We start from the raw sequence: 19,535 nt of genomic DNA, 5'->3' as shown, positions 1-19,535 counted from the left end.
CCGGTCACTCTACGAACGACCACCGACATTCTTGAGGCATCCGCACGCCCACGAATCACCTGTGGAAAACCCGGTCAAGGGCTCATAACGAAAGTCGGTCAGCTTCAATCGTCCAGAGATATCGATAGGTTACCCGATGAGCGATTCCTGTCCAGAGGGGCGTCCGCAAAGTCGGATCGGAACAGACCTAAGTGGCCGCGAAACGCTCCCCACGCAACGGCCAGAGCTAGACGAGGGACATGATGTCGCGCGCCGCCGTGAGGAGCAGGGGGGCGTATGACTCGAGTTTCGCCTGCGTCACCAAAGGTGCGATTGTGGTGATGCCGATTCCGCCCAGCAGATTGTGCCGGGTGTCGAAAACGGGCGTCGCCATGCAGCGGATGTGCTCCTCGTTCTCCTCGTCGTCGATCGAGAAGCCGCGATTGCGCACAAGTTCGCCGTCGGCGAGCAAACGGTTGACGTCCGTGATGGTGTTGTCGGTGCGCCGCGGCAGCCCGGTGTTGGCGGCGTACCGCCGCACCTCGCTCTCGGGCAGGTAGGCCAGAACGGACTTGCCGATCGCGGTCGAGTGCAACGGGATCTGGGCGCCGACGCGGGACGCCATCCGGATCGGCTGCGCGGTGTCCTCGATCTTCTCAACGTAGGTGGCCCAGTCGCCGGTGCGGAGGGCGAAGTGGATGGTGCTGTGCACGTCCTGCTGGAGGCGCTGCAGCCGGGTGCGCACGCGGTCCGAATCCTCCGTGCTGGCAGTCAGGCGCAGGCCGAGCAACCGAAGCGCGCGTCCGGGTGTGTACGCGCCGTCCGACGTGCGGCTGACGTAGCCGTCGTCGACGAGTTCGGACAGCAGACGGAACACGCTCGTCTTCGACAGGCCGGTCTCCTTAACCAGGTCGCTCAGCCGGTGCGTTTCGCCCGGGTTCGACACGGCTTCGAGCACGCGCAGCAGTTTGCGGGCTGCGCTGTCCTTCGCGGGCTCGCCGGCCTCGCCCGAAGTGTGAGATCCGTCGATCAAAGTCGCTGACATTTTGTCCTCCTGCGGCCAAAGATTGTGCATTGTGCACCATGAAAAGGCGGTTCTGCCCGATGGAACTCAATACGGCAATTCTACCGCGAAAGCAGTTGTTACGAACCTGTTAACCGGTGCTAGTGTTTCATCTGACGGACACGCGTTCTGCTGAGCGGAACGATTATCAGGCTCCGCCACACTTTCGCCTCACGTTTCTCGCCTCAAAGAGGAGTACGCATGACAACCCAGCAGCTCGCACAGGGCATCCGTCTGGTGGAGGGCCACGGCGGCCTCGCCGCCGTCGAAGTCACCACACCCTCGGCATCCGCCCTGATCTACCTGCACGGCGCGCACGTCGCCGACTGGACTCCCGCGGGCGGCAAGCCGGTCCTCTGGATGAGCACCTTCGGCGTCTTCTCCGACACCGACCCGATCCGCGGCGGCGTTCCCCTCTGCTTCCCCTGGTTCGGCCCGAACGGCACGGATGCCTCAGCTCCCAACCACGGCTGGGCACGCCTCTCCACCTGGTCGCTCGTCGACTCCCGCACCCTGGACACCGCGACCGGCGCCGTTGCCACAGAGCTCGTCTTCGAGCTGACCCAGGACAGCGTCGGCGTTCCCGCCGGATCCCACCCCTTCACCGCGCACTACACGGTCACCGTGGGCGCAGAGCTCGGCCTCGAGCTGTCCGTCCGCAACGACGGTGCCACCCCGTTCGCGTTCGAGGAAGCCTTCCACACCTACTTCGCCGTCGGCGACGTCACAACGAGCACCCTCACCGGCCTCGAGACGTTCGACTACACGGACCGCTCGACCAAGCCGGCCACCGAGGGCTCGTCCCTCCTGCCGCTCGGCTTCACCGGCGAAGAGATCGATCGCCTCTACCCGATGCCCGAGGCGCTCGAACTCAGCGACCCGGCGAACGACCGCATCATCCGCGCCGTCTCGCAGGGCGCCGCGCAGACGGTCGTCTGGAACGCCGGCCGCATCAAGGCCGCCGCCATCGCAGACTACGGAACCGACGAGTGGACCGAAACCGCCTGCGCAGAGACGTGCAACGTCGGCGCCCACTTCATCACCCTGGACCCCGGAGCGACGTCGACCATGCAGGTCACCGTCACGTCCACTACTACCGAACGGAACACGAAGACCATGCAGAGACTGTCCAAGAGCGTTGTTCCCGCGATCGCGGAACTGCCCACGAAGGCCATCCAGTTCGGCGAGGGCAACTTCCTCCGCGCGTTCGTCGACTGGCAGCTGCAGCAGATGAACAACCAGGGACTGTTCCAGGGCGGCGTGAAGATCGTCCAGCCCATCGAAGGCGGCCGCGTCGCCTCCCTCGAGGAGCAGGACAACCTCTACACGGTCCTCCTCGAAGGCCTTCAGGATGGCAAGGACGTGCAGAGCCACGAGGTCATCACCGTGGTCACCGGAACGGTCAACCCGTACGTCGACAACCAGAAGTACCTCGACCTCGCCAACGACGACAACATCGAGTTCATCTTCTCCAACACGACAGAGGCCGGCATCGCCTTCGACGACCGCGACCGTCTCAATGACAAGCCCCAGCACAGCTTCCCCGGAAAGCTCACCGCGCTCCTCTTCGAGCGTTTCTCTCTCGGCAAGAAGGGCTTCCAGATCATCCCCTGCGAGCTCATCGAGCACAACGGCGACAAGCTCAAGGAATCCGTCCTCGCGACCGCCGCGCTCTGGGAGCTCGACGCAGCATTCGTCCAGTGGGTCAACACCGACAACACCTTCTACTCCAGCCTCGTCGACCGGATCGTTCCCGGTTACCCGGCCGACCGCGCCGCCGAGCTCGCCGAGGAATTCGGCTACGACGACCAGTCGATCGTCAAGGCCGAGCCATTCCTGCTCTGGGTCATCGAAGGACCGCAGTCGTTGACGGAATCCCTCCCGCTCGCGAAGGCCGGCCTCAACGTGACCGTCACCGACGACATGACGCCGTACCGCGAACGCAAGGTCTTCCTGCTGAACGCCCCGCACACCACGATGGCCTCGATCGCCCGCCTCGCCGGCGTCGAGACCGTGCGCGACGTGATGATCGACCCCGAGTTCTCCCAGTTCGTCAACGCGGAAATGTACGACGAGATCATGCCGGTCATCGACCTGCCGCACGACGAACTCGCCGCATACGCCGAGTCCGTCAAGGAACGCTTCGAGAACCGCTTCATGCACCACGAGCTCGCCTCGATCGCGCTCAACAGCATCTCGAAGTACAAGTCCCGCCTGCTGCCGATCCTGGTCAACTTCCAGGAGAAGGTCGGAACCTTCCCGCCCCGCGTCACCCTGGCCCTTTCGGCACTGCTGCTCACCTACAGCGGCGACGCTGCGGTCACCGTCGTCCCCGTCGACAGCGACGAGGTGCTCGCCACCTTCCACGCCGCATACGCGACGGCCACCGCGACCGGCAGCAACGTGACGGCCGACTACGTCGAAGCGATCCTGAGCGATGACTCGCTCTGGGGCCGCGACCTCACCGAACTCCCCGGCCTCGTCGCCGAGGTCACCACCGGCCTCGACAACCTGCGCACCCTGGGTGCCCGCGCGACCATCGCGCTCCTGGCCTGATCGGCCGAATCAACCCACCGACTGATTCACCACAACGACTGATTCACCACAACGACTGTACGGAACAAAGGACTGTTTCTGATGTTTTTGAATGACGATTTCCTGCTGACCACGCCGATGGCGAGGAAGCTCTTCCACAATCACGCGAAGAATATGCCGATTGTCGACTACCACTGCCACCTGAGCCCCCAGGAGATCCTCGAGGACGGCAACTTCGCGACGATCACCGAAGCCTGGCTCGGCGGCAACAACTACGGTGACCACTACAAGTGGCGCCTGATGCGCACCAACGGGGTCCCCGAGAGCCTCATCACCGGAGACGGCGCCGACTTCGACAAGTTCTACGCCTGGGCAGGCACCCTCGAAAAGGCGCTCGGCAACCCGCTCTACGTCTGGGCGCACCTCGAACTCAAGCGCTTCTTCGGCATCGACACCGTGATCAGCCGTGCAACGGCCCGCGAGATCTACGACGCGGCCAACCTGCTCCTCGCGACGCCGGCGTTCTCCCGCCGCAGCCTGATCAGGGGCATGAACGTGAAGGTCGTCGTCACGACGGACGACCCCGCGGATGACCTGCACGTCCACGAGGTGCTCAAGGCTGAGAGCGCGTTCAAGGTGCTCCCGGCGTTCCGTCCGGACAAGTCCCTGAACATCGACCAGGCCGGGTACGCGGCGTACATCGCCACCCTCGGCACCGCGGCCGGCGTCAGCATCACCGCGTTCGCGGACATCGTCGAGGCCCTCACCCAGCGCGTCGACTTCTTCCACACCATGGGCGGACGCCTGTCCGACCACGCCCTCGACATCGTCGTCTACGAAGAGGCCACCCCGGCCGAACTCGACACGATCGTCACGACCGCCCTCTCCGGCGGCACCCTCACCGCGACCGAGATCGCGCAGTACCGCACGGCACTGCTCAAGGCCCTGATGCGCATCTACAGCGCCAAGGACTGGACGATGCAGCACCACATCCACGCGATGCGCAACATCAACGACCCGGGCTTCGCCCGCATGGGCGCCGACACCGGTTACGACGCGATCAACGACCGCAACATCGCCGAGCCGCTCGCTAAGCTCTTCAACGCGATGGAATCCGAGGATGCGGTTCCCCGCACGATCATCTTCTCGCTGAACCCCAACGACTACCTGCCGCTGATCACCCTGATGGCCTCCTACCAGAAGGACGTCGTCCAGAAGCTCCAGCTCGGCAACGCCTGGTGGCACAACGACACCCGCAACGGAATGCGCCTGCAGCTGTCCACCTTCGCGGAGGAGAGCCTGCTCTCCAACTTCGTCGGCATGCTGACGGACTCCCGCAGCTTCCTCTCCTACCCGCGCCACGAGTACTTCCGCCGCATCCTCTGCGAACTGATCGGCGAATGGGTCGAGCTCGGCGAAGTTCCCGACGACGAGGCCATCCTCGGCCAGATGGTCGAAGACATCTCGTACAACAACGCGAACACCTACTTCGGGTTCTAGCCCGTTCGGCTCCGGCGCTTACCCGCTCGAAGCATCCACCCGCACAGTACCTCTGCACGACCAGCACGAACCAGCACGACCCCATTAAATCCAGCACATAGGAGTGAATCCGCATTATGAGTACAACCACCAAGGGCCTGCCCGGCGCCATGGGAGCCACCGGCCCCGAAGGCTCCGCCGGCGTCACCGTTATTGATCGCATTTCCCGCAAGGAGAAGGTCGCCTATGGCTTCGGCGACTTCGGTAACGGCTTCATGTTCGACCTCGGACAGTCGTACCTGACCAAGTTCTGGATCGACACCGCCGGCATCGCGCCCGCTGTAGTCGCACTTATCTTTACGCTCAGCAAACTGTTCGATGCCTGCATGGACCCGCTCGCGGCCGCATTCATCGACAGCCGCCGCTTCGGCAAGCGCGGAAAATTCCGCCCCGTCATGATGGTCTCCTCCATCCTGCTCGCCGTTATGACCGTCGTCACCTTCACGATGCCCGACGTGGACATGGGCTGGAAGATCGCCTTCGCCGCCGGCACGTACGCGGTCTGGGGCATCATCTACTCCTTCACGAATGACCCGTACGGCTCCCTCGCCTCGGTCATGACCCGCGACATCAAGGACCGCGCGGAGCTCGCGACCAGCCGCCAGGCCGGTTCGCTCGGCGCCCAGTGGATCTGTGGCTTCGCGTTCATCCCGATGATGATGATCTTCGGCGGCATGACCGCCCAGAACTTCATGTTCGCCTCGATGGTCATGGCCATCGTCGGCGTCGTGTCCTTCTACATCTGCTACCGCGGCACCAAGGAACGGGTGTACGTCAACCGTGCCGTCGGCTTCGAGAAGAACGGCATGAAGGACTACGCCAAGGCGATCTTCACCAATAAGCCGCTCCTCGCCCTCGTGCTCATGACGCTCTTCACCATCTCCTCGATGAACGTCAACAACATGATGATGATCTTCTTCGCCCAGTACAACCTCGGCAACATCGCCCTCCAGGCCGTCCTCAACCTCGTCATGATCGGTGCCTCCATCGTGGGCATCATGTTCATCCCGAAGATGGTCGCCAAGTGGGGCAAGAAGAAGACGGCCATGGCCGGATTCATCATCTCCATCGTCGCCAACGGCCTGAACTTCATCATCCCGACCAACCTGTGGACGTTCATGATCCTCGTCACCATCGGGTACGCCGCACTGGCCATCCCGAACGGCGTCACCTGGGCCTTCGTCTCCGACACGATCGACTACGGCGAATGGCACACCGGTGTCCGCAAGGAGACCATGACCTACGCCGCATTCAACTTCTCCCGTAAGGTCGCCCAGTCCCTCGCCGCCCTCGTCGGAGCCGGCATGCTCGCCATCACGGGCTACGTCGCCAAGGCAACAGAGCAGTCCCCGGAGACGCTCTTCGGCATCAAGGCCGTCATGACGATCTACCCGGCCATCGCGCTCACCATCGCCGCCGTCATCATCTACTTCCTGTACAGCCTGAGCGACGACAAGTACCACGCCATTGCCATCGACCTCGAAGAGGGCCGTTGGGAAAAGGGCATCATCGGCGAAGAAATCGCCGCCAAGGCCTGATCCGGCCAGCAGTACCCTCCCCGACCGCTTCCCAGCGAGAGAAAAGATCTCATGAGCCACATCAACAGCATTGCGACCGGCACATCCGTGCTCGTCATGGCGGAAGGCGACGATGTCGCTGTTGCCCTCCGGGACCTCGTTCCCGGTGAAGCCATCACCCTGGGGGACAGCGTTCTGAATGTGATCGGGGCCGTCCCGAGCGGCCACAAGATCGCACTCGGATCGGTTGCGGTCGGGGAGAAGGTCCTCAAGTACGGCCAGTCGATCGGCACCGCAACGGCGCCGATCGTGCGCGGCGAACACGTGCACAGCCAGAACCTCGGTATGGACCTCGGCGCCCGCGTGCACGAGTTCGGTACCGTGCACACCGAGCTGCCCGCCCCGACGGGAGCCCGCCGGACCTTCGACGGCTACCGCCGGGCGGACGGCCGCGCCGGCACCCGCAACTACATCGCGATCCTCACGACGGTCAACTGCTCCGGCACGACCGCGAAGCTGATCGCGGACCGCTTCCGCGGCGACCTGCTCGACCGCTTCCCGCACGTCGACGGCGTCATCGCCCTCACGCACCAGAGCGGCTGCGGCCTGGTCCTCGAGAGCGAGGGCGCGCAGATGCTCGTCCGCACCCTCAACGGCTACGCGGCCCACCCGAACATCTCCGGAGTGCTCGTGCTCAGCCTCGGCTGCGAAATGACCCCGGCCGACGTCATCCTCGGCCAGGGCGAGCTTCCGGCAGACACCCTCGTCACGACCCTCTCCATCCAGGAGACCGGTGGCATGCGCGCCACCGTCGCAGCGGGCGTCGAGGCCATCCTCGAGATGGCGGAGAAGCTCGACGAACGTCGCCGCGAACCCATCGACATCTCGGAACTCGTCCTCGGCCTCAACTGCGGCGGCTCCGACGGCTACTCGGGCATTACCGCGAACCCGGCCCTCGGCTGGGCCTCGGACGTCCTCGTCGCCAACGGCGCAACATCCGTTCTCGCCGAGACGCCTGAGATCTACGGCGCCGAGCACCTGCTCACCGCCCGCGCCACGACCCGCGAGGTCGGCCTCAAGCTGATCGACCGGATCAACTGGTGGGAGAAGTACATCGTCACCGGTGGCGGCACCATGGACAACAACCCCTCTCCCGGCAACAAGGCCGGCGGCATCACCACCATCCTGGAGAAGTCGCTCGGCGCCGTCGCGAAGGCCGGCCGCGCCGACCTCGCAGCGGTCTACGAATACGCCGAACCGATGACCACCCGGGGCCTCGGCTTCATGGACACCCCCGGCTACGACCCGGTGTCCGTCACCGGACTCGTCGCCGGCGGTGCGACGGTCGTCGTCTTCACGACCGGCCGCGGCTCGGTCTTCGGCTGCAAGCCCACCCCGAGCATCAAGGTCGGCACCAACACCGCGCTGTTCGTGCGCCAGGGCGACGACGTCGACATCAACGCCGGACGGATCGCCGATGGCACCGCCCGCGTCGAAGAGGTCGGCGCCGAGATCCTCGACATGATCATCGCCGTCGCCTCCGGAAAGCAGACCACGAGCGAAGAGTTCAACGTCGGCCAGGAAGAGTTCGTGCCGTGGCACATCGGAGCGGTGACCTGATGACCGACGAGCAAGCAGGCGCCCAGGCACTGCAGGAGGAGCCGGGCAACCCGGTCGCCTCCGGCGCCGACCAGGGCGAACCGCAGGTGGTCTGCTTCGGCGAGACCATGGGCATGTTCACCCCCACCTCGACGACGTCGCTCGACATCGCAGAGGGCTTCCACCTCGGCGTCGGCGGGGCGGAGTCCAACGTCGCCGCGCACCTCGCCGAGCTCGGCCACCACGTGGCCTGGGCCGGCAATGTCGGCCAGGACCCGATCGGCACCAAGATCATTTCGACGCTCGACTGCGGGGGAGTGGACACCCGCTGGGTGAACCGCACCGCGGTCAGCCCGACAGGCCTGTACCTCAAGGAGCCGGACACCGGTACCGGCGCGCACGTCTTCTACTATCGTGCGGGTTCCGCCGCCTCCGAGCTGGGCGTGGCGGATGCCGGGGCCTGGCCCCTCCAGTCCGCCCACCTGATCCACACGAGCGGCATCACGCCCTCGCTGTCGCCGAGCTGCTCCGCCCTGGTGGAACACGTGCTCGACCACGCGGCAGAGTGGGGCACTTCGGTGTCCTTCGACGTCAACTACCGGTCCAAGCTCTGGCCCGTGAGCGTGGCCGGTCCCCGGCTGCGGGAGCTCGCCGGCAAGGCGACGGTCGTCCTCGTCGGACTCGACGAAGCCGCCATCATCTGGGGCTGCGTCACCTCCGACGACGTGCGCACCCTGCTGCCCGACGTGCCCTACCTCGTCGTCAAGGACGGAGCCGTCGACGCGACGGAGTACGCGCTTCTGCCCGACGACACCCGCCGCACCACGGTCGTCCCTGCCCACAAGGTCGAGGTCGTCGAGCCGGTCGGAGCCGGAGACGCGTTCGCCGCCGGTTACCTGTCCGCACTCATGAACGGCGAGTCGTCCGAAGTCCGCCTGAACCACGGGCACTCGCTCGCCGCCTGGGCGCTCGGCAGCCGCGAGGACTTCCGGCCCGGCCACGGGCTGTTCGCAGCAACTCCCGCCGCCGCCGCCGGATCCGGCGCCGGATCCCCGGCCGCCGTCGGGAACGCTCCCGACACCCACGACTCACATTCCGATCTCACCGATCTTAGGAGACTGACCGTATGACCAGCACAACCGCCCTTCCCGCCAATGAGTGGTTCCCCGGAGACTTCTTCCGGATTCCCGTCCTCGCCGTTCTGCGTGGGCTCTCGCTGACCGAATCCGTGCGCCTCTCCGAGCGCGCCTGGGATGCCGGTGTCCAGCACGTCGAGATCCCCATCCAGACCAGTGACGCGGTTCCCGTCCTGAAGGCCGTCGCCGAGGCGGCCGCCGAGCGCGGCCTCGTCGTCGGCGCCGGCACCGTCACGACCCTCGAGCAGCTCGACGCCGCCGAGAAGGTCGGCGTCGCCTTCACCGTTTCCCCGGGCTTCAGCCCGGAGATCGTCGCGGAGAGCGTTCGCCGCGGCATCCCGCATCTTCCGGGGGTGGCTACTGCGACCGAGATCCTCCAGGCTCGTGCGCTCGGCCTCCGCTGGGTCAAGGTCTTCCCGGCCTCGATCCTCGGCCCGAACTGGGCGAAGTCGATGAAGGGGCCGTACCCCGACATGAACTTCATCGCCACCGGAGGGGTCACCGCGCTCAACGCGCCCGACTTCCTCTCCTCCGGAGTCAGCGTCGTCGGCCTGAGCTCGTCCTTCGCGGACGACGCCCAGCTCGAGCTCGTGCGCGGCCTCATCGCCGCCAGCGCAGCATCCGCTCTGACGGGTGCCGGCCGGAAGTAAGACTCAGCGAGAGCGAGTCGCACAAAGACTGCGGCGTCCAGGACGTGCTTCGGCCCCTGGACGCCGCGTTTGCGGTTTAACGCGCGGCTGGAAACGGTATGTCAGAGAACCGGGTCCATCGAGTTCAGGTGGCAGGCATCGTTCAACATCTGCAGCACACGGTTATCGCGTTCCCAGCCGAGGGTGGACACCGTGGCGGTCCCGAGGCTGAAGTGCTTCCCTGCGGAGGCAGGCAGGCCCATCCAGCGCGCCGTCATGATGCGCAGGAAATGTCCGTGCGCGAACACGGCGACCGGACCCGGAGCTGCGAGGCACTGCTCGATCGCGAGGTCGGCACGCGCGCCGACCTCGTCTGCGGACTCGCCGCCGGTCATCGGGTGCGTCCACACGGACCAGTCCGGGATCTCCCGGCGGATGGCCTCGGTCGTGAGCCCCTCGAACACGCCATAGTCCCACTCGAGAATGTCCTGGGAAGCGATGCCCTGCGCGGCATATCCCGCGCGCTCCATGGTTTCCCAGGCCCGCTGTAGCGGGCTGGACAAGACCGTCGGGAACGCCTCACCGTCGAGCATCTCGCCGAGCGCATCCGCCTGCTGCCGACCGAGGTCGGTCAGGGGGATGTCGGTGCGGCCGGTGTGCCGACCGGAAATGCTCCACTCGGTCTGCCCGTGCCGGATCAGGACGATGTCGTGCGCGGTCATGATGAAACCTCGTGATCTTCAGCGTCGTGGGAACGTCCGCGGATATCGACCGGAATGAACATGTCGATTCTTCGAGTTTAGACAGGCTCGTCGCGGAGCCTGACGGGGCACGCGTGCGGAACGCGCCCCGATACCCATGACTTTCGGAGGAAAAAGTGAGGGTTTGTGCAGGAATCCCGGCCACTATGGCCGATTCGCCTGCGCAGCATCCGAGCGCGTGGGCCCGAGACCAGTGAGCGCTGGCCCACGAGCCCTGTTCGTGCGCCCGCGCTTGCGACACCGGGACTATATGACATCGCATTCAGCACCACCTCGCCGCTCACCGCATTCTCGCCGGATCATCGCCATCTCCCTGGCTTCCGCCGTCGCCGTGGCCCTCGTCACCGGGGGCTCATACGCCCTTCAGGCCGCGAACGCCGCCCAGGACCGCGTGACCGCCACCGCAGCCCTCTCCGCGAGCACCGGCCGCCAGCACGACCAACTGGCCGTGTACGACTCGATCGCCACCGTGCACGCGAAGGACGCCGCCGCCGTCGCGCTCGACAGGGCCAACGCGGTGCTCGCTGCCGCCAAGGACAAGGTCGACGCGACCACCCTGAGCGACGTCGCGAGCTCGCTCGCGAGCTACCAGGTCCTGCCCATCGACGAGGTCGAGTCGCTCACCCAGCGCACGGCCGCCATCTCGACAAGCGTCGAAGCCGCTGCGGCCGAAGCAGACCGGGTCGCCGCCGAGAAGGCCGCCGCCGCAGCTGCTGCGGCAGAGGCCCAAAGGCTGCAGGCCCTCGCCTCAGCGAATACGCCCGCGGGCGCGAAGGCCGTGGCCCAGGGCCTGGCCGCCTCGAAGTACGGCTGGGGAGACGGCCAGTTCAGCTGCCTCGTGCAGTTATGGCAGAGGGAGTCCGGCTGGTCGTACACGGCCCACAACTCGAGTGGGGCCACCGGTATCCCGCAGGCTCTTCCAGGGAGCAAGATGGCTTCGGCCGGCTCCGACTGGGCCACCAACGCCGCGACGCAGGTCGCGTGGGGCCTCGGCTACATCGCCGCCTCCTACGGGACGCCGTGCGCGGCCTGGGCGCACTCCGAGGCCTACAACTACTACTGAGTGCCCGCTGATCGGGAGCTGCGTTCCACCGATCCGAATGCCCGTGGCCGGAAATAGGTCCCTGCATTCCTGAGAAAACCTCAGAAAAGCGGAATCGCGCTCAACAAGGGCGGCGGGCCGGGACTAGTGCGGCCCGCCACCCCTGCAGAACCCGATTGACCGGTTGCCCCGTGGATGACTTGTGGAGGTTTTGGTCGGGACTTTGCCAGAAAGCGTCTGCACTATGGCCAATTCGCCCGCGCCGTCACCGAGAGCGTGGGCCTGACACTCAGCGAACCTGGCGGTTTTCGAGCCGGTTCTCGATGGCAGGAATCATGAACTCAGCTCAATCCGCACCAGATTCGCCAACAGATTCGGCTCCGGTCGACACCCGGGCCTCGCGCAGGAACGGATCCAGGGGACGTCGCCCGAAACGGTTCACCGTCGTCACGGCCGGTCTCGCGATCGCCGCGATCGTGGCCGGAAGCGGCTTCGCGGTCAGTGCGGCCGCCGATGCGGCCACCCGGTCCCAGAGCCGGATCGCGGCAACGGCCGACGTCGCAGCGGCGACAGGCCGGCAACACGACCAGCTCACCGTCTACACCTCGATCGCGAAGGTACACGCCCAGGATGCGGCATCCGCTGCGTTGGTCGACGCCAACCAGGTCGTCGCCGCAGCCGCGAACAAAGTGGATGCTTCCACTTTGACCGCAGCGGCGAGTTCGCTGGCGAGTTTCCAGGTCCTGCCCATCGACCAGGTCGAGTCGTTGACCGCCCGGACCAAGGCCGAGACGACGACCGTGCAGGCTGCGGTCGCAGAAGTCGACCGCGTTGCGGCCGAGAAGGCCGCCGCTGAGGCCGCAGCTGCTGCCGCCGCCAGGGCCGCCGCGGAAGCCCAGGCGGCCCAGGCAGCCAAAGCAGCGAAGGCGGCTGCGGCAGCAGCAGCTGCAGCCGCTGCGCCGCAAGCTGCGGCGTCCGTGTCGTCGTCGGGGGACAACAGCCCGGCCGGCGCGCGCGCGACGGCGAGTGCGATGGCCTCCTCCCAGTACGGCTGGGGCAGCGGGGAATTCAGCTGCCTCAGCCAGTTGTGGCAGCGGGAATCCGGCTGGAACTACCAGGCGTACAACAGCTCCAGCGGAGCAACCGGCATCCCGCAGGCGTTGCCCGGCAGCAAGATGGCCTCCGCTGGCTCGGACTGGGCATCGAACGCGGCGACGCAGATCAGCTGGGGCCTCGGCTACATCAAGTCGGCCTACGGCACTCCCTGCTCTGCCTGGGCGCACTCCGAGTCCTTCGGCTACTACTGATCGGTCGGGTGCTGACCCGCCGTCGCTCGCCCGCACCGCTCCACCCGTTCGTCTGTCGGTGGCCACTGTTAGCGTCATTCCATCCACTCCCTGAGGCTCGTGCCGAGACCGAGGAGGACGGAAATGAAGGTTTTGGTGGCCACCGGGGCGACGCAGGGCTCCCGCGGCAGTGACTCGAACGGCTGTATCGAGGGTGAGCTCGTGTGGATGCTCGAGCCGTGCCCGTATAGTCGGTGGGCCCCATACGGGGACTGCGGCTGCGGGCGCTCGTTCAGCGGAATGAACTCGCTCCAGTCCACGACGACGGCGCGGGTATGCGACGTGCCCGGCCTCACGAGGGACTACTACGAGCAGGCCCTGCGCGCGTGTTTCGACGCGCGCGGCTGGTGCGTCTGCTGCCAGGCGCGCCCGGTCCCTGAACTCGTCCACGAGCTCATCACGCTCGCGACGATCCTCGAGGAGGGCACCGTTGTGGAACGCCGCCTCGACAGGCTCACTGTGCGACGGGTGCCCGCGGCGAAGAAGCGGCGCGGGAAGGAGCGTGGGTAGCGCGGCCAGTCGGGGAGCGGTGGTGCCGCGCGGGCGACGGGAATACCCGGCGGCCCCTCCGCGCTGCACCGGTCATGAAGCGCATCGGATTCCTCTCCTTCGGCCACCACCAGGCGGTGCGGGGCTCCCTTGCCCGCACCCCACGCGACGCCCTCCTCCAGACGGTGGAGCTCGCGGTCGCCGCCGAGGAACTCGGCGTGGACGGGGCATACGTGCGTGTGCACCACTTCGCCCGGCAGTTCGCCTCACCGTTCCCGCTGCTCGCGGCGATGGCGGCGCGCACGAGCCGGATCGAGCTCGGCACCGGCGTCATCGATATGCGCTACGAGAACCCGCTGTACATGGCCGAGGAGGCCGCGATCACCGACCTGATCAGCAACGGGCGCCTCCAGCTCGGCATCAGCCGCGGGTCACCGGAAACCGCGCAGCGCGGCTACGAGAACTTCGGCTATGCGCCCGCAGACGGGCAGACCGACGCGGATGTCGCCCGCGAGCACACCTCGGTCTTCCGGGCGGCGATCATCGGGGCCGGTGTCGCGACGCCGAACCCGCAGATGTCCGCTGGAACGGCGCTGTTGCCGATCCAGCCGCAGGCTCCGGGACTGAGCGAGCGGATCTGGTGGGGCTCCGGCACCCGGGCGACCGCGAAATGGGTCGGTGAGCAGGGCATGAACCTGATGAGCTCGACGCTGCTGACCGAAGACACCGGTGTCCCGTTCGGCGACCTGCAGGCGGAGCAGATCGCGATCTACCGTGAAGCCTGGGCCGCCGCGGGCCACACCGGCACGCCGCGGGTGTCGGTGAGCCGCAGCATCCTGCCGCTCGTCACCGAAGAGGACCGGGCCTACTTCGGCCGGCCGGGCAGCCGGGAGTCCGAGGACCAGGTCGGCTACCTCGACGGCGGCCTCGCCCGCTTCGGCAAGAGCTACGTCGGCGAGCCCGACCAGATCGTCGCCCAGCTGGCGACGGATGCCGCGGTGCAGGCCGCAGACACCGTGCTCGTGACGATCCCCAACCAGCTCGGAGTCGCATACAACGCGCGCCTCCTGGAGAGCATCGTCACCCACGTCGCCCCGGGTCTCGGCTGGCGTTGAGGCCGCCGCACGACCCCGGCCCAGAACGCGTGGGGAACTGACCGGTAGCCCACTTAAGCGTCCCGAAGCCTTGTGAACCTTTCAGCCGCGCGCGTTAGGCTTGAATCACCACCACGAGTCGGAAGCCAGGTCAGAGACGTGCGGGTCATCAGCTACAACCTCCGGAAGAACCGAGCGGTCGGTGAACTCGCCGCGCTCTCCGTCACCTATGAGCCGGACGTGCTCTGCCTCCAGGAGGCCGACACCCTCGAACTGCCCGACGACATCGGCACACTGCATCTCGCCGACTCGACCCTGACCAACCGGCTCGGCCTCGCGATCTACTACCGCCAGGACCGCTTCGACGCCGTCACCACCCAGGCCTTCGCGCTCAAGAAGTCCCTGCACGACATGGTGCTGCGCCCGGCGCACGAGCGCCTGATCGGCACCCGGCTCGTGGACAAGGTCGCCGATCGCGAGCTCGTCGTCGCGTCCTTCCACGCTGCGCCGCTGACCGCGCGCAATTCGCTGCGCCGCAACCAGATCCGTTCGGCGCACGAGGAACTCAATCGCCTCGGCCCCGGCTTGCCGACGCTGATGGTCGGCGACTACAACTACCCGATCTTCAAGGGCAACCTCGGCGACAAGGTCACGGAGTCCGGCTATGACCTCACCCTGAGCGACACCCGCACGTACACGCGCTACCGGTTCTTCAGGGGCCACTTCGACCTCGCAACCTCGGTCGGCCTGACCATCGAGAATGTCGAGACGCTCCCGCGCGGCACGTCCGACCACATGCCGATCTTGGTGACCTCCGCCTACACCGCGGAGCCCGTGAGCCAGACCCTCCGGCAGAGCGCGCGGAAGAGCATCCGTGAGACGGATGCGGCCCGCTCGGTCGCGAGGACCGCGACGACGACCGCGACCGAGACCGCAGCTTCAGCGCCGAGCACGGACTTCGACATCTGAGACGGCCGGCCTGCGACCGGTCTGGACTTAAAGGTGCGGGTGCAGGCCTGCGGCTCTGAGCCTGCTCGTCAGTCCGCGGTCGGCGGGGCCGGGAGCGGCTGGCCGACCAGGCGCTCGACGAGGGCCTTGAGCTCGCCGATCTCCACGGTGAGGGCGTCTATTTTGTCCTCGTTGACGCCGAGCTCGACCTTGATGGCCTCCTCGGCCTCGCGGCTGGCGGCGGCGAACCAGGATGCGATGTACGCGGTGATGGTGCCGATCAGCGCGATCCCGGTGACCACGAGGCCGACAGCGACGAGGCGGCCGTCCGTCGTGACGGGAAAGTGGTCCCCGAATCCGACGGTGGCCATCGTGATGAACGACCACCACCAGCCGTCCCACACCGTCACGATGTTCGCGCCGGTCGCGTTCCGTTCCGCATCGGTCACCGCGAGGCCTGCGATGAACCAGACCGACACCGCCGTGATGCCCACGTAGGTCATCACGCGGTTCTTGAGCACCTTACTCAGCCGGCGGGTGGACAGGATCACGACCGAGACCACCCGCAGGGCCCGCAACGGTCGGAACAACGGCAGGGCGACTGCGAGGAGGTCGAGGATATGGGTGCGCATGAACGCGCGTCGATCCTCCGCGAGGCTCACCCGCACCACGAAATCGACCGCGAAGGCCGCCCAGCTGCCGATCTCGATCCACTCGAGGAACAGGTGCCAGCCGGGACTGATCTCCGGCGCAATGATCGGCGTCGCGTACGCGATCAGGAAAGCGATTCCGAGCGCGAGCAGGGGAGTGTCGGTCGCGCGTTCCCAGCGGGAGCTTCTCACATCGCCTTCTCCTGGCTCGTCATGGTCGCAGGTCGCGTGCTCATGTTAGAGGGTGATTGTTGCGCCCGCGTTTCGAAAAAAGCGTGGCGGACTCAGGCGAGCGGGAACACGATCCGGGTGCGCCACTTGGCAGGGTCCGGTTCGGCGTCCGGACCCACCAGGTACTCCTCCCACATGTCCCCGGCGACGGTGAGCTTCTCCGCGGTGATCCAGTCCGTCACGGCCGCATACGTCTCGGCCATCGTCTCGTATGAGCCCACGTGGAACGTCTCGACGGCCGGACCGGACGGAAGGTGCACGACCTCGACGGCCCGGGTCGCACTGACCTCGTCGACGACGGGGAATCCGGCGGTCACGTCGACCGCGGCATCCGTGGGGGCGCCGTGATAGAGCGCGATCGGCGGACCGCTCGGGTGGGCGCCCAGCCTGCCGAGTTCGGCGGCGGAGGTACGAAAGGCGCGATCGAAATATTCGGTCAGCCTGCTCATCGGGATCACCTCGTGGACTCCGAGGAACGTGCGGGGTTCGAGGGTGATCTGTTCGGCCTTCATGGAGTCTCCCTGGTCGGTTGCCGGGCCCGGGAGGGACCCGCTGCGGCCCACAGTAGACCGCCGCCCGAAGCGACGTAAGCTCCACCGTCGTCGCGAGTTCTGCATCCAATAACCGGGTTCAGGGTCGATCCCGGTAACCGCTCGGGGCAAAATCACCGTAGCGTTGAGTCGTGGTCTTCGAACACGGGTATTCGAAGAATGTGGGGGACACGAACACGAGAGGTTTTCTGGCTTTGAGCAACGAATGCATCCACGGACTCGAGGGTGGCCTGTGCGCCATCTGTTTCCCGAAACCGGTTCCGGAGGCTGTGCCCGCGACACCCGCGGTTCGCGCGAGCCGGGCCAAGTCCGCCCCGTCGCCGGCGCGCTCGAAGACGGCCTCGAAGCCGCCGTCGCTGCGGAGCGCCCCGGCAAGCAGCGCCTCCGGTGCGACGAGTGCGACCCGCCCCCGCCCCTCGACCCGGGCCAAGTCGTCGATCGGGCCGAAATCCGCCCCCGACAACGTCGGCGAGCAGCGCATCTATCACCTGACCCACATCCGCAACCTCGCCGGCATCCTCGCCAGCGGCGGCCTCCTCGCCGACGCGAGCGAGGCCTGGGCCGTGCGACCCGCCGTCGACATCTCCTCCGTTCCCAACCGTGAGAAGCGCCGCAGCACGCTGATCGCCGGCACCGAGAACACGACCGTCGCGCACTTCGTGCCGTTCTTCCTCTCGCCGAACGCGACCATCTGGGACAGCATCCTCACGAACACCGGGGACCCGCGCCTGTCCAGGGACGCCCCGTATGCCGAGAACTTCGACTTCGTGATCCTCGTCAGCACCGTCAAGAAGGTCGTCGAGGCCCAGTCCGGGCACGGTGAGCCCGCCCTCGGCGTCATCGCCGTGACCGACGGCGATGCAGCGGGCACCCTGACCCGTGTCGGTGCGACGCCGGAGACGAGCGACCGGGTCCTCCGCCGGCTGCGTGCCGAGAAGGATGCCGCAGCGCTCCTCGAGGCCGAACTCCTCGTCGAGGAGACCTTCCCGTTCGAGCTCGTCACCATCGTCGCCGTCGCGAATGACAAGGTCCGTGACGTCGTGCGCGGCATTCTCGCCGAGTCCGGTCACCGCCCGAAGGTCGCGGTGTACCCGCCGTGGTTCCACGCCTCGGAGCCGGTCACCGCTTAGGCCGTCCGACGCGCGAGCGGTCGTCTCAGACGACGTCGAGGGGGACCTGTTCCCCCTCGGGCAGCTCGATCCGGATGATGTCTCCCGGCTGGACCGCACCACCGGACGCGACCACGCTCATCACGCCGGCCTTGCGGGTGATGCGGCCGGCGGCATCCGTTTCGATGAGCTGCTTCATCAGCCCGCCCTGGTATCCGTTGATCAGTGAGCAGGGGTTGCGCAGGCCGGTCAGTTCGACGACGGCGTCGGCGCCGAGGTGCAGCCGGGTGCCGAGGGGGAGCCCGGTGAGGTCGATCCCCCGGGTGGTCACGTTCTCGCCGAGTTCGCCGGGCCGCACGGTGTAGCCGTCGTGGGCGAGCTCGTCGAAGAGCTCGGACGGGATCAGGTGGACCTGGGTGAGGTTCGGCGCCGTCGGGTCTTTCTTCACGTGATAGCGGTGCTGCACGGTCGCACCCGCGTGCGCGTCTCCCTCGACGCCGAGACCCTCGAGCAGGAGGATGCGGGGCGCGGCCGGCTTGCTGAACCGGTGCGCGTCATCGAGGCTCACCGACACGACCGCCGCAGTGTGCTCGGGCCGCATGGCGTGGTCGGGCTGCGTGGGCTGTTCGGGCGGGGAAGTCACCATGAGACGATTCTGGCATGCCGCTCGTCAGCGCCAGGGGCTGGCGTCGACCTGCACGGCCACGACGTAGAGGTGGCGGCCCTGCTCGATCCGCTCGACCTCGTACACCCGCACGGCGGTGTTCACGGTGCTCGGCACCGGATGCCCGACCCCGATCCCGTAGGTCACGGTGCCCTCGAAGTCCCCGGCCGGGGCGTACCGGGTGATGGCGGCCAGGCCGACCGCTTCGCGCGGAGCCTCGAGCACACTCGAGATACCGTCCTCGGTGTGGGCCTGCGCGAGGCGGAACACCACCCGCAGGATGCTGTCGGTTCCGTCCATCGGAATCGTCAGGCCGCTCGCATCTCCGGTCAGGACCGGCACGTATTCGAGTTCATAACCGGGGAAGCCGCCCTCGAACCGGAAGCTCAGCTGGTCGTATGGCGGTGAGGCGAGCGGATGCGCCCCCGCACCGATCGAGGTCAGTGACGGCAGCGGCGGACTCGGCGGCGGGGCGATCGGGACCGCGATGTCATGGCCGATCGTTGCCGGTTGTCCGGGTCCCGGCCAGGCCCAGCCGTAACTGATCCGGGCGGAGAGGACGCGGTCACCGGGCTGCGGGGTCGCCGTCGCGTCGTCGGGAGGCGGCGTGGCGCTGTCCGTTCCGGGTGCGGACGGGGAGGCGGTGGGGGACG

General features: G+C 67.0%; 18 protein-coding genes. 12 read left to right on the top strand and 6 right to left on the bottom strand.

Features of this window, described 5'->3' with window-relative positions:
- Positions 1-226: 226 nt before the first annotated feature.
- A complete protein-coding gene (locus tag QN357_RS09880; RefSeq protein ID WP_166787229.1) occupies positions 227-1,024 on the bottom strand; it encodes an IclR family transcriptional regulator in 798 nt (265 codons plus the stop codon).
- Positions 1,025-1,243: 219 nt separating this feature from the next.
- On the opposite strand from QN357_RS09880, the gene QN357_RS09875 reads away from it, so the two are divergent.
- From QN357_RS09875 to QN357_RS09850, 6 genes are all read left to right on the top strand, one after another.
- Positions 1,244-3,598, top strand: a complete 2,355-nt coding sequence (locus QN357_RS09875) for a tagaturonate reductase (RefSeq protein ID WP_323504834.1) — start codon at positions 1,244-1,246, stop codon at positions 3,596-3,598.
- An 81-nt stretch (positions 3,599-3,679) separates the two neighbouring features.
- A complete protein-coding gene (gene uxaC, locus QN357_RS09870) occupies positions 3,680-5,077 on the top strand; it encodes a glucuronate isomerase (protein WP_323504833.1) in 1,398 nt (465 codons plus the stop codon).
- 116 nt (positions 5,078-5,193) lie between these two features.
- Positions 5,194-6,654 (top strand): glycoside-pentoside-hexuronide (GPH):cation symporter, encoded by a 1,461-nt coding sequence (locus QN357_RS09865; RefSeq protein WP_198413367.1) that lies wholly within the window; start codon positions 5,194-5,196, stop codon positions 6,652-6,654.
- Between the two features lie 51 nt (positions 6,655-6,705).
- Positions 6,706-8,253, top strand: coding sequence for a UxaA family hydrolase (locus QN357_RS09860; protein WP_134559596.1), 1,548 nt, complete (start codon positions 6,706-6,708; stop codon positions 8,251-8,253).
- Positions 8,253-9,362 (top strand): sugar kinase, encoded by a 1,110-nt coding sequence (locus tag QN357_RS09855; RefSeq protein WP_323504832.1) that lies wholly within the window; start codon positions 8,253-8,255, stop codon positions 9,360-9,362. The genes QN357_RS09860 and QN357_RS09855 overlap by 1 nt, the downstream gene beginning before the upstream one ends.
- Positions 9,359-10,018, top strand: a complete 660-nt coding sequence (locus tag QN357_RS09850; RefSeq protein WP_323504831.1) for a bifunctional 4-hydroxy-2-oxoglutarate aldolase/2-dehydro-3-deoxy-phosphogluconate aldolase — start codon at positions 9,359-9,361, stop codon at positions 10,016-10,018. The genes QN357_RS09855 and QN357_RS09850 overlap by 4 nt, the downstream gene beginning before the upstream one ends.
- A gap of 101 nt (positions 10,019-10,119) precedes the next feature.
- On the opposite strand, the gene QN357_RS09845 is transcribed toward QN357_RS09850, so the two are convergent.
- The gene (locus QN357_RS09845) at positions 10,120-10,719 is read right to left on the bottom strand and encodes a histidine phosphatase family protein (protein WP_323504830.1); all 600 of its coding nucleotides are present in this window, start codon (positions 10,717-10,719) and stop codon (positions 10,120-10,122) included.
- A gap of 289 nt (positions 10,720-11,008) precedes the next feature.
- Between QN357_RS09845 and QN357_RS09840 the strand changes: the two genes are divergently transcribed.
- From QN357_RS09840 to QN357_RS09820, 5 genes are all read left to right on the top strand, one after another.
- Positions 11,009-11,821 (top strand): hypothetical protein, encoded by an 813-nt coding sequence (locus tag QN357_RS09840; RefSeq protein ID WP_134445933.1) that lies wholly within the window; start codon positions 11,009-11,011, stop codon positions 11,819-11,821.
- Positions 11,822-12,135: 314 nt separating this feature from the next.
- On the top strand, positions 12,136-13,107 hold the full coding sequence (locus QN357_RS09835; RefSeq protein ID WP_323504829.1) for a phospholipase: 972 nt from the start codon (positions 12,136-12,138) through the stop codon (positions 13,105-13,107).
- A gap of 123 nt (positions 13,108-13,230) precedes the next feature.
- Complete coding sequence (locus tag QN357_RS09830) at positions 13,231-13,656, top strand: hypothetical protein (protein WP_323504828.1); 426 nt, start codon at positions 13,231-13,233, stop codon at positions 13,654-13,656.
- Between the two features lie 74 nt (positions 13,657-13,730).
- Positions 13,731-14,750: an LLM class flavin-dependent oxidoreductase gene (locus tag QN357_RS09825; protein WP_323504827.1), complete on the top strand. Its 1,020-nt coding sequence runs from the start codon at positions 13,731-13,733 to the stop codon at positions 14,748-14,750.
- Positions 14,751-14,888: 138 nt separating this feature from the next.
- Complete coding sequence (locus tag QN357_RS09820) at positions 14,889-15,698, top strand: endonuclease/exonuclease/phosphatase family protein (RefSeq protein ID WP_323504826.1); 810 nt, start codon at positions 14,889-14,891, stop codon at positions 15,696-15,698.
- Between the two features lie 68 nt (positions 15,699-15,766).
- Here the strand turns inward: QN357_RS09820 and QN357_RS09815 are convergent, their stop codons facing one another.
- Positions 15,767-16,519: a potassium channel family protein gene (locus QN357_RS09815; protein WP_134445928.1), complete on the bottom strand. Its 753-nt coding sequence runs from the start codon at positions 16,517-16,519 to the stop codon at positions 15,767-15,769.
- A gap of 92 nt (positions 16,520-16,611) precedes the next feature.
- Positions 16,612-17,070, bottom strand: a complete 459-nt coding sequence (locus QN357_RS09810) for a GyrI-like domain-containing protein (RefSeq protein ID WP_323504825.1) — start codon at positions 17,068-17,070, stop codon at positions 16,612-16,614.
- A 233-nt stretch (positions 17,071-17,303) separates the two neighbouring features.
- Here QN357_RS09810 and QN357_RS09805 point away from each other — a divergent pair, with 233 nt between their 5' ends.
- Positions 17,304-18,239: a DarT ssDNA thymidine ADP-ribosyltransferase family protein gene (locus QN357_RS09805; RefSeq protein WP_323504824.1), complete on the top strand. Its 936-nt coding sequence runs from the start codon at positions 17,304-17,306 to the stop codon at positions 18,237-18,239.
- 25 nt (positions 18,240-18,264) lie between these two features.
- Here the strand turns inward: QN357_RS09805 and QN357_RS09800 are convergent, their stop codons facing one another.
- On the bottom strand, positions 18,265-18,819 hold the full coding sequence (locus QN357_RS09800; RefSeq protein WP_323504835.1) for an MOSC domain-containing protein: 555 nt from the start codon (positions 18,817-18,819) through the stop codon (positions 18,265-18,267).
- 69 nt (positions 18,820-18,888) lie between these two features.
- Positions 18,889-19,535: hypothetical protein (locus QN357_RS09795; protein WP_416347613.1), on the bottom strand; the 647-nt coding region annotated here is incomplete at its 5' end.

It is taken from the genome of Cryobacterium sp. RTC2.1 (genome assembly GCF_035018685.1).
GTDB classification, from domain to species: domain Bacteria; phylum Actinomycetota; class Actinomycetes; order Actinomycetales; family Microbacteriaceae; genus Cryobacterium; species Cryobacterium glucosi.
This window is presented reverse-complemented; position numbering and strand designations above follow the sequence as displayed.